Source organism: Allokutzneria sp. NRRL B-24872, from assembly GCF_002155965.1.
Lineage (GTDB): Bacteria > Actinomycetota > Actinomycetes > Mycobacteriales > Pseudonocardiaceae > Allokutzneria.
Map to the genome: position 1 here is coordinate 137,508 of NZ_MUMH01000064.1, position 13,528 is coordinate 151,035.

General features: G+C 71.3%; 16 protein-coding genes. 12 read left to right on the top strand and 4 right to left on the bottom strand.

Features of this window, described 5'->3' with window-relative positions:
- The first annotated feature begins 63 nt into the window (after nucleotides 1-63).
- The 11 genes from CCN37_RS17910 (at nucleotide 64) to CCN37_RS17960 (ending at nucleotide 9,203) form a co-directional block, all read left to right on the top strand.
- Nucleotides 64-1,098 carry a Ppx/GppA phosphatase family protein gene (locus CCN37_RS17910; RefSeq protein ID WP_086821987.1) on the top strand — a complete coding sequence of 345 codons (1,035 nt, stop codon included), beginning with the start codon at nucleotides 64-66 and terminating at the stop codon, nucleotides 1,096-1,098.
- Nucleotides 1,095-2,402 carry a hypothetical protein gene (locus CCN37_RS17915; protein WP_086821990.1) on the top strand — a complete coding sequence of 436 codons (1,308 nt, stop codon included), beginning with the start codon at nucleotides 1,095-1,097 and terminating at the stop codon, nucleotides 2,400-2,402. Before CCN37_RS17910 ends, CCN37_RS17915 begins: the two co-directional genes overlap by 4 nt.
- Entirely contained in the window at nucleotides 2,399-3,208 is an 810-nt protein-coding gene (locus CCN37_RS17920; protein ID WP_086821993.1) for a sugar phosphate isomerase/epimerase, read from the top strand. The genes CCN37_RS17915 and CCN37_RS17920 overlap by 4 nt, the downstream gene beginning before the upstream one ends.
- Nucleotides 3,209-3,279: 71 nt before the next feature.
- Nucleotides 3,280-4,200, top strand: a complete 921-nt coding sequence (locus CCN37_RS17925) for a proline dehydrogenase family protein (protein ID WP_086821996.1) — start codon at nucleotides 3,280-3,282, stop codon at nucleotides 4,198-4,200.
- Entirely contained in the window at nucleotides 4,197-5,027 is an 831-nt protein-coding gene (locus tag CCN37_RS17930) for a thioesterase family protein (protein ID WP_086821999.1), read from the top strand. Before CCN37_RS17925 ends, CCN37_RS17930 begins: the two co-directional genes overlap by 4 nt.
- Before the next feature lie 19 nt (nucleotides 5,028-5,046).
- Entirely contained in the window at nucleotides 5,047-5,865 is an 819-nt protein-coding gene (gene proC / locus CCN37_RS17935; RefSeq protein ID WP_086822002.1) for a pyrroline-5-carboxylate reductase, read from the top strand.
- Between the two features lie 111 nt (nucleotides 5,866-5,976).
- The gene (locus CCN37_RS17940) at nucleotides 5,977-6,192 is read left to right on the top strand and encodes a helix-turn-helix domain-containing protein (protein ID WP_086822005.1); all 216 of its coding nucleotides are present in this window, start codon (nucleotides 5,977-5,979) and stop codon (nucleotides 6,190-6,192) included.
- A 127-nt stretch (nucleotides 6,193-6,319) separates the two neighbouring features.
- A complete protein-coding gene (locus CCN37_RS17945; protein ID WP_076993459.1) occupies nucleotides 6,320-6,421 on the top strand; it encodes a 30S ribosomal protein bS22 in 102 nt (33 codons plus the stop codon).
- Between the two features lie 235 nt (nucleotides 6,422-6,656).
- Nucleotides 6,657-7,694: an NAD-dependent epimerase/dehydratase family protein gene (locus tag CCN37_RS17950; RefSeq protein ID WP_086822008.1), complete on the top strand. Its 1,038-nt coding sequence runs from the start codon at nucleotides 6,657-6,659 to the stop codon at nucleotides 7,692-7,694.
- A 21-nt stretch (nucleotides 7,695-7,715) separates the two neighbouring features.
- Entirely contained in the window at nucleotides 7,716-8,720 is a 1,005-nt protein-coding gene (locus CCN37_RS17955) for a lysophospholipid acyltransferase family protein (RefSeq protein WP_086822132.1), read from the top strand.
- A gap of 75 nt (nucleotides 8,721-8,795) precedes the next feature.
- Nucleotides 8,796-9,203, top strand: coding sequence for a YbjQ family protein (locus CCN37_RS17960; RefSeq protein WP_246843112.1), 408 nt, complete (start codon nucleotides 8,796-8,798; stop codon nucleotides 9,201-9,203).
- A 9-nt stretch (nucleotides 9,204-9,212) separates the two neighbouring features.
- Here CCN37_RS17960 and CCN37_RS17965 read toward each other — a convergent pair whose 3' ends face one another.
- The 3 genes from CCN37_RS17965 to CCN37_RS17970 form a co-directional block, all read right to left on the bottom strand.
- Nucleotides 9,213-10,106: an HAD family phosphatase gene (locus CCN37_RS17965; RefSeq protein ID WP_246843113.1), complete on the bottom strand. Its 894-nt coding sequence runs from the start codon at nucleotides 10,104-10,106 to the stop codon at nucleotides 9,213-9,215.
- 96 nt (nucleotides 10,107-10,202) lie between these two features.
- Nucleotides 10,203-10,367, bottom strand: a complete 165-nt coding sequence (locus CCN37_RS39970; RefSeq protein ID WP_168200719.1) for a hypothetical protein — start codon at nucleotides 10,365-10,367, stop codon at nucleotides 10,203-10,205.
- Between the two features lie 69 nt (nucleotides 10,368-10,436).
- Complete coding sequence (locus CCN37_RS17970) at nucleotides 10,437-11,066, bottom strand: sigma-70 family RNA polymerase sigma factor (RefSeq protein WP_086822015.1); 630 nt, start codon at nucleotides 11,064-11,066, stop codon at nucleotides 10,437-10,439.
- A 216-nt stretch (nucleotides 11,067-11,282) separates the two neighbouring features.
- Between CCN37_RS17970 and CCN37_RS17975 the strand changes: the two genes are divergently transcribed.
- Entirely contained in the window at nucleotides 11,283-12,731 is a 1,449-nt protein-coding gene (locus tag CCN37_RS17975) for an AMP-binding protein (RefSeq protein ID WP_086822018.1), read from the top strand.
- Between the two features lie 105 nt (nucleotides 12,732-12,836).
- On the opposite strand, the gene CCN37_RS17980 is transcribed toward CCN37_RS17975, so the two are convergent.
- Nucleotides 12,837-13,493, bottom strand: a complete 657-nt coding sequence (locus CCN37_RS17980; protein ID WP_086822021.1) for a DUF3800 domain-containing protein — start codon at nucleotides 13,491-13,493, stop codon at nucleotides 12,837-12,839.
- Between the last annotated feature and the right edge of the window lie 35 nt (nucleotides 13,494-13,528).

A 13,528-nucleotide genomic window follows, 5' to 3' on the forward strand; every position in this document is an offset into this window, starting at 1 on the left:
CCTCCCGCGCCCGGGCCGGGCCGATGGCCACCGCGCCCCCGACCGGCGGGTAGCCTTGTCTCCGTGCGCCTAGGGGTGCTTGACGTCGGGTCCAACACCGTCCACCTGTTGGTGGTGGACGCGCATCGTGGTGCCCACCCGACGCCGATGCGGTCGGAGAAGTCGGTGCTGCGGCTCGCCGAGCAGATCACCGACGGTGACCGGCTCAGCGACGAGGGCGCCGAGCTGCTGGTGGACGCCGTCGCCAACGCGCGCGAGTCCGCCGTCGGGTTCGGCTGCGCCGAGCTGATGGCCTTCGCCACCTCCGCGGTCCGCGAGGCCAGCAACTCCGCCGAGGTGCTCGCGCTGGTGCACGAGCGCACCGGCGTGGAGCTGAAGGTCCTCTCCGGCGAGGACGAGGCCCGCTACACCTTCCTCGCGGTGCGCCGCTGGTACGGCTGGTCGGCGGGCAACACGGTGGTGCTCGACATCGGCGGCGGCTCGCTGGAGATCGCCGTCGGCATCGACGAGGACCCCGACCTCGCGCTGTCCCTCCCCTTCGGGGCGGGCAGGCTGACCAGGACCCGCTTCGCCTCCGACCCGCCGACCAAGCGCGAGGTCCGCGAGCTGCGCGAGCGGCTGGACGCCGAACTCGCCCCGGTGGCGCGGCGGCTGCGCAAGATCGGGCCGCCGGACCACGCGGTGGCCACCTCGAAGACTTTTCGCACCCTGGCGAGGCTGACCGGAGCCGCGCCGTCCTCCGCTGGCCCGATGGCCCGCAGGACGCTGACGGACGCCGGGCTGCGCCAACTGATCGCTTTCATCTCCCGCATGTCAGCCGCTGACCTCGCCGAGCTGGAGGGCGTCAGCCACAGCAGAGCGCACCAGCTGGTCGCGGGCGCACTGGTGGCGGAGGCCGCAATGCGAGCGTTGTCGCTGTCCGAGCTGGAGATCTGCCCGTGGGCGCTGCGCGAGGGCGTGATCTTGAGGCGGCTGGACCAGACGGAGGAAGCAGTCCAGACTGCTCCGGCAGTGAACGGCTCGATCGATCAGCTTTCGGGTCGGCAGGATCACAGTTCTGGACGGACAGGCCGGTACGGGGCACGGTGGACTCAATGAGCAAGAACAGCGAGTCGGAGCACGACGACGGCCAGAAGACCGTCGCGGAGCTGCTCGCCCAGTACGGGGCCGACGGCCCGCCAACGGCGCGACGCAGGCGCAGGCGGGACGACGACGACGTCAACGAGACCGCGCCGCAGGCGATCATCAACCGGATCCTCACGGACTCCGGTCAGATGCGCGCGATCCGCGACGACGGTCAGCCGCAGCAGGGGCAGCAACCGCACCAGCCGCAGCAGGGCCAGCCGCAGCAGCGCCCGCAGGCCGGGCCCGGACAGGGCACCGGTCGCTTCGCCGCGCCGCCGCCCCAGCAGCAGCCCGCGCCGCAGCGCTTCGAGCCCAGCCCGCAGGCCGGGGGGCCGCCGCACGCCTCGGGTCGCTTCGCCGCGCCCCCGCCGAACACCGGCGCTCACCCCGTTCCGGGCACGGGCCAGCACCCGGTGCCGGGAACCGGCGCGCACCCGCTGCCGCAGGGCACCGGGCAGCACCCGGCTCCGCAGAGCACCGGCTCGCACCTGGCCCCGCCGCCCGGCACCCCCGACGCGGACGTGACCGCGCAGTACCCGGCGATCAGCGGCGACTACCCGCCGCCGGGAACCCCCGGTGGCCAGCGCCTGGCCCCGCGACCGAACCCGGCCGCGCAGACCTCGCAGGCCCTGCCCGTGCCGCCGCCCGGCGCCGCGGCGGGCGAGCCGGTCACCGAGCAGTTCCCCCGGATCACCGATGACGCCGCGCCCACCCAGGTCGGCGCCACGCCCCCGCTCACCGGCGCGGCCCCCGCCGGCCTCGACGGCGACCACGACTGGTTCGGCAACACCGGCCAGCAGCCGTACGCGGCGCTGCGGACCGGGCGTCCCGCCGACGAGGACTACCCGACCAGCCAGGCCCCCGCGGTCGTCGACGACGAGCGCGAGGACGAGCTGGACGAGGACGACGACGCCCGCCGTCCGGTCGCCGACGACGAGGACGACGACGCCGAGCGCGCCGAGTCCGACGCCGACGAGGACGAGGACTACGACGAGTACGACGAGGACGAGCCGTCTCCGACCAAGGAGTGGCTGGTCATGCTCGCGCAGCTCGGCGGGGGTCTCGTCGGCGGCGCCGGGCTCTGGATCGGGTTCCAGTTCCTGTGGAGCTGGATGGCCCCGGTCGCGCTGTTCGTCGCGCTCGCGGTGATCGGCGGCATGGTGTGGCTGGTCCGCAAGATCCGCAAGGCCGACGACCTCCAGACGATCGTGCTCACCGTGCTGGTCGGCCTGGTGGTGACCATCTCACCGGCGGCTCTGCTGCTGGTGAACCGTTGATCCCGGTCGGACTCTCCACGGCGGCGGTCTGGCCGCAGCCCGCCGCCGCCGCGTTCGAGTACGCCAAGGAGCTCGGCTACGACGGCGTCGAGGTCATGGTGTGGGCCGACCCGGTCAGCCAGGACGTCAGCGCGCTGCGCAGGCTCTCCGACATGCACGGCGTGCCCGTGCTGGCCGTGCACGCGCCCTGCCTGCTGATCACCCAGCGGATCTGGTCGCCCGACCCGGAGGTGCGGCTGCGCCGCGCCGTCGCGGCAGCCGCGGCGCTGGACGCCCCGACGACGGTGGTGCACCCGCCGTTCCGGTGGCAGCGCAAGTACGCCGACTCCTTCCCGCAGCTGGTCGCCGAGCTGGAGCGGGTGACCGAGGTGGCGGTCGCGGTGGAGAACATGTTCCCGCTGCGCCCGCTGGGCAGGAAGCGCCAGCTGCGCCTGTCCGGCTACCGGCCCTCCTACGACCCCACCGACATCGGCTACGCGAACTACACGCTCGACCTGTCGCACACCGCCGCCGCGCACGTGGACGCGCTGGAGCTGGCCAAGCGGATGGGTTCCGGGCTGCGGCACATCCACCTCGCAGACGGCACCGGGGCGCCGACCGACGAGCACCTCGTCCCCGGGCGCGGCAACCAGCCGTGCGCGCAGCTGTGCGAAGAGCTGGCGCGCAACGGTTTCGACGGCCAGGTGGTACTCGAGGTGAGCACCCGCAAGGCCACCAGCCGCGAGCAGCGGGTCAGCGATCTGGCCGAGGCGCTGCTGTTCGCGCGGCTGCACCTCGGGCAGAACCCGCGCCTCGATCCGGCTTGATCGACTTTCTCGTTGCCGAGATGTGTCCGCCGCAAGCTTTTTGATCTTGTTGCTGACGTACAGTTCCGCCCGTGAATCCGTTGCGCTCGTTGATCCTCGCCGCCGCGGGCAACGACGCCGTCCAGCGGGTGGTGTCGACCGCCCCGCTCAGCCGAGGTGTCGTCGACCGCTTCGTCGCGGGCGAGGGCACCGGCGACGCCGTCGCGGTCACCGCCGCGCTGGCGCGGGACGGGCTCGCGGTGACGCTGGACTACCTCGGCGAGCACACGACCGACCGCGAGCTGGCCGACCGCACCGTGCGGGCGTACCTGGACCTGCTGGACAGCCTGCACGCGGCAGGGCTCTCGGGCTCCGCCGAAGTGAGCGTGAAGCTCTCCGCGGTGGGTCAGGCCTTCGACGAGGGGCTCGCGCTGGCCAACGCCTCGCGGATCTGCGCGGCTGCGGAGCAGTGCGGCACCACGGTCACGCTGGACATGGAGGACCACACCACCACCGACTCCACCCTGGGCGTGCTCGCCGAGCTGCGCAGGACCTGGCCGTCGGTGGGCGCGGTCCTCCAGGCGTACCTGCGCCGGACCCTCGGCGACTGCCGGGACCTCGCCGGCTCGCGGGTGCGGCTGTGCAAGGGCGCCTACGCGGAGCCGGAGTCGGTGGCCTACGCCGACCCCCATGAGGTGGACCTGAACTACGTGCGCTGCGCGAACGTCCTGCTGGAAGGGCAGGGCTACCCCATGTTCGCCACGCACGACCCCCGGCTCGTGTCGATCATCGGCGAGCGGGCGAAGTGGTACGACCGCGCTCCGGGCAGCTACGAGCACCAGATGCTCTTCGGAGTGCGACCGGACGAACAACGGCGCTTGGCCGAGACGGGCGAGACGATGCGGGTTTATGTGCCCTACGGCGGGCAGTGGTACGGCTACCTGACGCGGCGGCTGGCCGAGCGCCCCGCCAACACCACCTTCTTCCTGCGCTCCCTGGTCGGTACCTCATGAGACTGCGCACGGACCCGGTGCGGGTCACCCCCTTCGCCATCGCCACCACCGTGCGGCCGATGGGCGACGGCAGCTTCACCGGCGAGCTGGCCGCGGACTGGACGATCGGCGGCAAGCCGCACGGCGGCTACCTGCTCGCGCTGATCGCCAGGACGGCGCTCGCCGCGGTGGACCCGGGCGGTGCCGGCGGTCTCGACCCGCTCAGCGTCAGCGCGGACTTCCTGCACACCCCCGAGCTGGGCCCGGTCCTGGTGCGCACGACGGTCGCCAAGGCGGGCCGCACGGTCACCGTCGTGCAGGCGGAGCTGGTGCAGCGCGGCCGGACCTGCGTGCACGCCATGATCACCGTCGGCAGGCTGCCCGACGCCGTTCCCGCGTGGTCGGACCTGCCCGACCTCCCCGCGGAGCCCCCGGCGCGGGCCATCGACGTCGGTGCCACGGACGCGGCGAAGACCTTCCGGATGTCCAAGGCCTGTCAGGTCATGCTCGACCCGGACGGCGCCGGCTTCCTCAACGGCAACATCGGCGACCCGCTGCGCCTGCGCCTGTGGGTGCGCCCGCGCGACGGCCAGCCCGACCCGCTGTTCGCCCTGGTGGCCGGGGACATCTCGATGCCGGTCACGTTCAACCTGGGCAGGCTCAGCTGGTCGCCGACCGTGCAGCTCACGGCCCTGCTGCGCTCCCGCCCGAGCACCGGCTGGCTGCGCTTGCAGGTCGACTCCCGCGCCGTGCTCGGCCAGTGGTTCGACGAGGACGCCACGGTGATCGACTCCACCGGCAAGCTCGTCTGCCAGGCCCGGCAACTCGCTCTGACCAGCGCGGGGTAACGCCCTAGGCTTTCCGGTCATGACGACGATCGCGGTACTGGGTGCGGGCAAGATCGGTGAGGCGCTGCTGTCGGGGCTGCTGGCCTCCGGGCACCCGTGCGGCGAGCTGGTGTTCACCGAGCGCCACCCGGAGCGCTCCGCGGAACTGACCCGCCGCTACGGCGTGCGCGGGGTCGAGGTGGCCGAGGCCGCCAAGCTGGCCGACGCGCTCGTGGTCGCGGTCAAGCCGCAGGACATCGAGCCGCTGCTGGAGGAGCTGAACGGCTCGCTGTCCTCCGGCACGCTCGTGGTCTCGCTCTGCGCGGGCCTGCCGACCGCGCTGTTCGAGAGCCGCCTGCCCGAGGGCACCCCGGTGGTCCGCGTCATGCCCAACACCCCGATGGTCGTCGGCGAGGCGATGAGCGCGATCTCGGCCGGGCGGCACGCGTCCAGGGCGCACATGGAGCTGGCCGAGGGCATGCTCGGCGCCGTCGGCAAGGTGGTCCGGGTGCCCGAGGCCCAGCAGGACGCGGTCACCGCGCTCTCCGGGTCCGGCCCCGCGTACTTCTTCTTCCTGGTCGAGGCCATGATCGACGCGGGCATCCTGCTCGGTCTGCCCAGGGCCGTCGCCGCCGATCTGATCATCCAGTCGGCCATCGGCTCGGCGAAGATGCTGCGCGACTCCGGCGAGCACCCCGTCGCCCTGCGCGAGGCCGTGACCTCCCCGGCGGGCACCACGATCATGGCCATCAGGGAGCTGGAGAAGCACGGCGTGCGCGCCGCGCTGCTGGCCGCGATCGAGGCGGCCCGGGACCGCTCCGTCGAGCTGGGCCGGGCGCACGAGGGAACTTCCCGCTAGTCGCTTCAGCCACACCAGCCCGGTTACCCTCAGGGGGAGCGCGTGCGTGTTGAGTTCCGCCGGAGGGGAAGCCGGCGGCGCGCCACGTGGCGATGAAAGATGCGGTGACACATGCCGACTGGCAGGGAGAAGAAGGACGACAGGCTCGGTCAGGTCCAGTTTCTGACGGTCGCCGAGGTGGCCGACATCATGCGTGTCTCGAAGATGACCGTGTACCGCCTGGTGCACTCGGGCGAGCTGCCCGCGGTGCGCGTCGGCCGTTCGTTCCGGGTCCCGGAGAACGAGGTGCACGCCTACTTGGAGAACGCGTACTACTCGGCTGGATAGCTGACGAGAGGGGCTTCAGCCCGCCCAGGTACTCTGGCAAGCCGCTGCGTGCCCGAGGCCGCCGGCAGGTGTGCGTGGGCGTGCGAGAAGCTCGAAATACGCAAACGTCAACAGCGAAGGAACCCGCATGGGCTCGGTCATCAAGAAGCGTCGCAAGCGCATGTCGAAGAAGAAGCACCGCAAGCTGCTTCGCAAGACCCGCCACGCGCGTCGCAAGCAGGGCAAGTAAGCAGTACGCGACCGCCCCTGCGGTTGATCCCGTGACGCCCGCGCCCGGAACGCTCCGGCGCGGGCGTTCGCGCGTCCTGGACCGCCTCGTGGTGTGCCCCGCAGCACAGAGTGATCGGAAACGCACTCGTCCAGTACGGTGACGCGCCCGGGATCTGGCTAACGATCTGGCCGACTCCTGCGAAGCTTCCGGCGGGTAACATCCCACCCTTCACCGCCAGTGCCCAGGGAGTCGCATGGCGCCCAACGTCGTTCTCGTCACCGGGGTCAGCCGTTTCCTCGGCGGACACCTCGCCGCCCGTCTCGCCGCGAACCCGGACATCGAACGCGTGCTCGGGGTCGACACCGTGCCCCCGCCGCGCGACCTGCTGCGCCGGATGGGCCGGGCCGAGTTCGTCCGCGCGGACATCCGCAACCCGCTGATCGCCAAGGTCATCGCCACCGCCAAGGTGGACACCGTCGTGCACGCCTCGCTCTCGGCCAACCCCGGGGCGACCGGCCGCACGGCCATGAAGGAAATGAACGTCATCGGGACGATGCAGCTGCTGGCCGCGTGCCAGAAGTCCGACCTGGTGCGCAAGTTCGTGGTCAAGTCGACCACCGCCGTCTACGGTTCGAGCCCGCGCGACCCCGCGGTGTTCACCGAGTCGATGGGCCCCAAGGACCTGCCGTCCTCCGGCTACGCCAAGGACGCGGTCGAGGTCGAGGGCTACGTGCGCGGTTACGGCAGGCGCCGCCCGGACGTCACCATCTCGACGCTGCGTTTCACCAACTTCATCGGTCCGCGCATCGACACGGTGCTCACCCGCTACTTCGCGCTGCCGGTCGTGCCGACGGTGCTCGGTTACGACGCTCGTGTCCAGCTGTTGCACTCCGAGGACGCCCTCGCGATCCTGGAGCGTGCGACGCTGCACGACCTGCCCGGGGTGTTCAACGCGGGAGCGGACGGACTGCTGCTGCTCTCCCAGGCCATCCGCCGCGCGGGCCGGGTTCCGATGCCGGTGCCCAGCTTCGCGGTGCAGCCCTTCGCGCAGGTGGTGCGCGGCGCGCGGCTGGTGGACTTCTCGCCGGAGCAGATGCGGTTCCTGAACTTCGGCAGGGTGGTGGACACGGCCAAGCTGCGCGAGCAGTTCGGCTTCACCCCGAGGTGGACCACCCAGCAGGCGTTCGACGACTACGTGCGCGGCCGCGGCCTGCGGCCGGTGATCGACCCGGAACTCGTCAACGATGCCGAGCGGGGCATCCGTGGAGTGCTGGCCCGGCTGGGCCGATGAGGGAGTGAGGAGGTGAAGACGATGGCAGGAGCACGAGTGATCCCGATCCGCTCGGTGGCGCGCAAGCAGCAACAGCAGCAGCCAGCGGGATCAGCGCCGGTGCGCCCGGTCCCGACCGCGGAGGAGCTGCCGCCGCCGCAGGAGGACAAGCCCGACGAGCGCGAGCAGGTGCGCGAGGAGTCCGCGTTCGAGCGCGGGCTGACCGACGCACTCGCCTTCGTGCGCAGGAGGCTCACCGGCGACTACGAGATCGACGAGTTCGGCTTCGACCGCGAGCTCACCGACAACGTGCTGTTCCCGCCGCTGCGGCCGCTGTACGAGAAGTGGTTCCGCGTCGAGACGATCGGCCTGCACAACGTGCCCGCCGAGGGCGGCGCGCTGCTGGTGGCCAACCACTCCGGCACGTTGATGCCGATGGACGCGGTGATGACGGGCCTCGCGGTCCGCGACCACCACCCCGCCGAGCGGCACCTGCGGATGCTGGCCGCCGACCTGGTCTTCAAGTTCCCGGTGCTCGGCGCGCTCGCCCGCAAGGCCGGTCACACGCTCGCGTGCGGCGCGGACGCGGAGCGCCTGCTGCGCAACGGCGAGCTGGTCGGTGTCTGGCCCGAGGGCTTCAAGGGCATCGGCAAGCCGTACCGCGACCGCTACAAGCTCCAGCGCTTCGGCAGGGGCGGTTTCGTCTCCGCCGCGCTGCGCACCGGGGTGCCGATCATCCCGTGCTCGATCGTGGGCGCCGAGGAGATCTACCCGATGATCGCCGACGTGAAGGCGCTGGCCAGGCTGTTCGGCCTGCCGTACTTCCCGGTGACGCCGTTCTTCCCGCACCTCGGGCCGCTTGGTCTCGTTCCGCTGCCGTCGAAGTGGTACATCGAGTTCGGCGAGCCGATCACCACCGACCAGTACGAGGCCGGGGCCGCCGACGACCCGATGCTGGTGTTCAACCTGACCGACCAGGTGCGCGAGACCATCCAGCAGACGCTCTACCGACTGCTCACCCAGCGCCGCAACGTCTTCCTCGGGTGAACGCTGAGCTGAAACCGCACTTGAACACCGGCGTTCTCCCACGTGGGGGCGGATCTCGCGGCTAGCATCGCCGCCGTGAACCAACCCATGCCCCCCATGCCACCGCCGCCACCGATCCTGGTCAGCACGATGAACGACGTGCCCGGCTTCCGCGTCGTCCGGGTGATCGGTGAGGTGTTCGGCTCGACCGTGCGCAGCCGCAACGCCTTCTCCGACATCGGCGCCAGCTTCAAGGGCATGTTCGGCGGCGAGCAGGCCGGCTACACGCAGCTGCTTAACGACTCGCGGTTCGAGGCGCTCGGCAGGCTCAAGCAGAACGCCGCGGGCATGGGCGCCAACGCCGTGCTCGCGATGCGCTTCGAGAGCGGCGACATCATGCCGGGCAGCACGGAGATCGCGGCCTACGGCACCGCTGTCTTCATCGTTCCGCTGGACCAGCAGGGCCCTGGTGGCCCTGGTCCGGGTGGTCCCGGCCCCAGGTAGTCACACCCGTCAGGAGCGGCCGCGGCGGCGGTAGGCCATGCCCGCCGCCAAGGCCCCCGCGACGACCCCAGCGCCCAGCACCGTGGGCACGCCGATCCTGGCCGCCTTGCGACCGGTGCGGAAGTCCCGGACCTCCCAGCCGCGCGCCCGCGCCACGTCGCGCAGGCCCTGGTCGGGGTTGACCGCGACCGCGGTGCCGACGACCGAGAGCATCGGGACGTCGTTGACGGAGTCCGAGTAAGCCGTGCAGCGGCGCAGGTTCAGGCCCTCGCGGGCGGAGAGCGCGCGGACCGCGTGCGCCTTGCCCGGCCCGTGCAGCAGATCGCCGACCAGACGGCCGGTGTAGACGCCGTCGACGCTCTCCGCGACCGTGCCCAGCGCGCCGGTCAGGCCGAGCCTGCGGGCGATGATCCGCGCCAGCTCCACCGGGGTCGCGGTGACCAGCCAGACCCGCTGGCCAGCGTCCAGGTGCATCTGCGCGAGAGCCCTGGTGCCGGACCAGATCCGGTCCGCCATCAGCTCGTCGTAGATCTCCTCGCCGAGGGTGACCAGTTCCTCGACCGAGCGGCCCGCGACGAAGGACAGCGCCTGCTCACGGCTGCTGCGGATGCCGTCCGCGTCCTCCTTGCCGCCGATCCGGAACTTCAGCTGCTGCCAGGCGAATCCGGCCAGGTCAGAGGTGGTGAAGTACTTCCGGGCGGCCAAGCCCCTGGCGAAGTGGAAGATCGACGCGCCCATCATCATCGTGTTGTCCACGTCGAAGAACGCCGCCGCGGTCAGGTCCGGCGGCACGGCGAGGGCGGCTTCCAGCTCAGCGGCGGCGGCCTCGGCGGAGGCTTCGCCAGCGGCGATCGCCCGGGACTCCCGCTCCGAGCTGTCGACATCCCTGCGCCACAGTGGCACCTCGGCGCCTCCGGTCCTTGATCGTCTGGCCTGCTGATGACCCGTTCCAGCGTAGCGATCGACCCGTGGCGCAACTGTGGGGATGTGCCCAGACGCTCAGCCGTCAGCGCGCGCCGCGGGCACGGCGGCGGGCGGTGGGACGGCGCTCAGCACGGCGAGCAGCCTGGCCTTCATCCGCTCGCGCGTCTCCTGGTCAGGGGCATCGCGAGGAGCGCAGCGGCGCAGCAGCGCCACCACCTCGTCCTCGCGTTCCGCAGTCACCGTCGCTCGTCCCTTCCAGACTGGACAAACGAGGTGATACCGGATCGGTTACGCCGCTATCAAGCCACGTCAGCGAAGGCTTCGGGGCAGCAGCTCCGCGAGCTTGCGCACGGCCCGGTGCTGGAGCGCCTTCACCGCGCCCTCGTTGCGACCCATCGCCTCGGCGGTCTCAGCGACCGAGAGCCCGTGCAGGAACCGCAGCACGATGCACTCGCGCTGGTCGGTGTTGAGCTTGTCGACGCAGCGCAGCACCTCGGCGTTGGTGGCGTCGCGCACCACCGACTGCTCGGGACCGGCGTGCTCCTCGCGGGTCTCGCCCAGCTCCGCGGTCGGCACCTCGAAGCGGTACCGGCTGGACTTCACGTGGTCGAGCACCAGGTTGCGGGCGATGGTGATGAACCACGCGCCCACGTCGCGGCCCTGGTAGCTGACCGAGCCGATGCGGCGCAGCGCGCGCAGGAACGTCTCGCTGGTCACGTCCTCGGCGAGCGCGCGGTCGCCGAGCCGGAACAGCACGTACCGGTAGACCACGTCGACGTAGCGGTCGTAGAGCTCGCCGAAGGCCGCGACGTCGCCGTCCTGCGCCGCGGCGACCAGCCGCCACACATCGGTCATCGCCGCCTCATCCGGCACGGGACGCAGGGTCGTTCTGGTGGTCGGGGCAAGCCCTGAGCAGGCCCGGCCCAGTGGTTGGGTCATCCGCCGCTCCCTTGCTCCGCTGCGTGAGGACGGCCACGCCGCCCGGGGCGGTTCGCCGAAGCATACGTCTTACTACTCGCCGGTAGGTAGTGGCTGGTGCCACCGAGGGGGTGACGCACGCCGGGCGGATGCGTGACGTAGCACACCCATGACAGACTTCCCGTCCCGGGTAATCCGCTTTCGGGTCACCCGGAATCGCCCAGTAGGAGGTCGCGCATGTCCGTCGTCAACGTCGCCGATCTGGTGCGTGCGGCCGCCCAGCGGGGCCCCGCTCATCCCGCGCTGGTCGACGCAGCCGACGGGCGCACGCTGACCTGGTCCGAACTGGACTCCGCGGTCAGCGCCGAGGCCGCGCGGCTGCGCGCCGACGGTGCCGAGCCCGGTGACCGGATCGCCGTGAAGCTGCCGACCGGCCTGCCGTTCTGCGTCGCCGTGCTCGGCGCGCTGCGCGCGGGCTGCGCCGTCGTCCCGATCGGCCCCGGTGTCTCCGATCGCGAGCAGGAGCGCGTGCTCGCCGACAGCGGCGCCCGCGTGCTGATCGACTCCGAGGACGTTCCCGCGCTCGACACCTCGTTCACGCCCGGCGAGTCCGTGCGCGGCGGCGAGGACCTGGCCGTGCTCGCCTACACCTCCGGCACGTCCGGCTCGCCGCGCGGCGTGATGCTGTCCCACCGCGCGCTGCTGGCCAACACCAAGCAGTGCTCCGAGCTGCGCCCCTGTCCGGTCACCGCAGCTGACCGGGTGCTGCTGGCGCTGCCGCTGTTCCACGTCTACGGCCTGGGCCCCGGCCTGTTCCAGGTCTGCGCGAGCGGCGGCACCGGCGTGCTGCTCGCCCGCTTCGACGCGGACGCGGCGCTGGAGGCGATCGAGAACCACCGCGTCACCACGCTCGTCGGCGTCCCGCCGATGTACACCGTGCTGCTGCGCCAGCCCGCCGAGGTGCTGCGCGAGCGCCTGGCCACCGTGCGGATCTTCACCTCCGGCGCCGCACCGCTGGACTACGAGGTCCTGCGCGGCATGCGCCAGATCACCGGCCTCGACATCTACGAGGGCTACGGCCTGACCGAGACGGGGCCGGTGCTCACCACCACCCTGGGCACCGGGCGGATCAAGCCCGGTTCGGTCGGCCAGGCGCTGCCCGGCGTCGAGGTCCGGCTGGTCGACTCCGACGGCGAGGCGCTGCCCGACGGCTTCGAGATGGGCGAGGACGCCGAGAGCACCGGCCTGGTCGCCGCGCGCGGGGCCAACCTGCTCAGCGGCTACTGGCCCGACGCTTCCGACGGCCCCGACGCCGATGGCTGGTTCCGCACCGGCGACGTCGGCTACTTCGACTCCGACGGCGACCTGCACCTGGTGGACCGCGCGGGTGACCTGATCATCGTGAACGGCTTCAACGTGTACCCGCACGAGGTCGAGTCCGTGCTCGCCGAGCTGGCCGGGGTGCGCGAGTCCGCCGCTGTCGGCGTCCCCGACGACACCACCGGCGAGGCCGTCAAGGTCGTCATCATCCGCACCGAGGACGCCGACCTCAGCGAGGAGAAGGTGCTCGCCCACTGCGCCGAGCGCCTGGCCAAGTTCAAGGTGCCGACCAAGGTCGAGTTCGTCGAGGTCCTGCCGCACACCGCGACCGGCAAGCTCGCCCGCCGCAAGCTCCGCGATCTCTGACCCGGGAAGACAAGCCTGTGGTTGCCGGGCTTGTCTTCCGCTATAGTTGAGGCGCGGACCCGTCCCACTCCAGTGGATCAACGGGTCTTGCTTCTTTTTCGGGCTTTACAGTGGCTGGGGCATTCCGCCCAATGCGCACACCTCGCCGAGGATGTTCGGGTACCACTGCCACATCACCCTCTTCGAGTCTGCTCGTAGGACGGTCATGAACGCGGCGTATGCGATGAGGTCCGCCTGCTGCACCCATTGGCTCGTGTGCGATCCCTGGAACGACGGGTCTTCCAGAAGGCAGCGCGTGTCCAGCTTCAAGCCTCGGTGGGCGAGCCGGTAGGCCGGATCGGTGCCGTCTCCGTCCATGAACACCATGCCCAGTTCACCGGCCGTGTGCAGGCGTTCGTCGAGCATGGTGATCAGGTCGCTGTAGAGGTCCGCCTTGGCCTTGGTGAAGTTCGTTCCCTTGGTCTCGCGGAAGACCGCGCCGACACGGACGCCGGGCAGAGCGGCGATCGTCCGAAAGGCATCGGCCATCACCTCTGTGCGGTTGGCCTTGCTGTGATCCCAGGGCGTTCCTCCCGTCGGGCGGAACCTCGTGGCGTGCAGTTCGTAGCTGGCTGGAACTCCCGTTGCGGTGTGCAGGTCGCGTCGCCAGTCGAGCCAGCACCTCAGTCCGCGCCGCCAGTCGGTGTCGAGCACTTCCACCCAGGCGTAGACGGCCAGTCCGGACTCCTGCGCGCCGGAATCGTCGATATAGATCAACCGCACGACGCAAAGCTAGGTCAGCCCTGTGACAGTCCCGA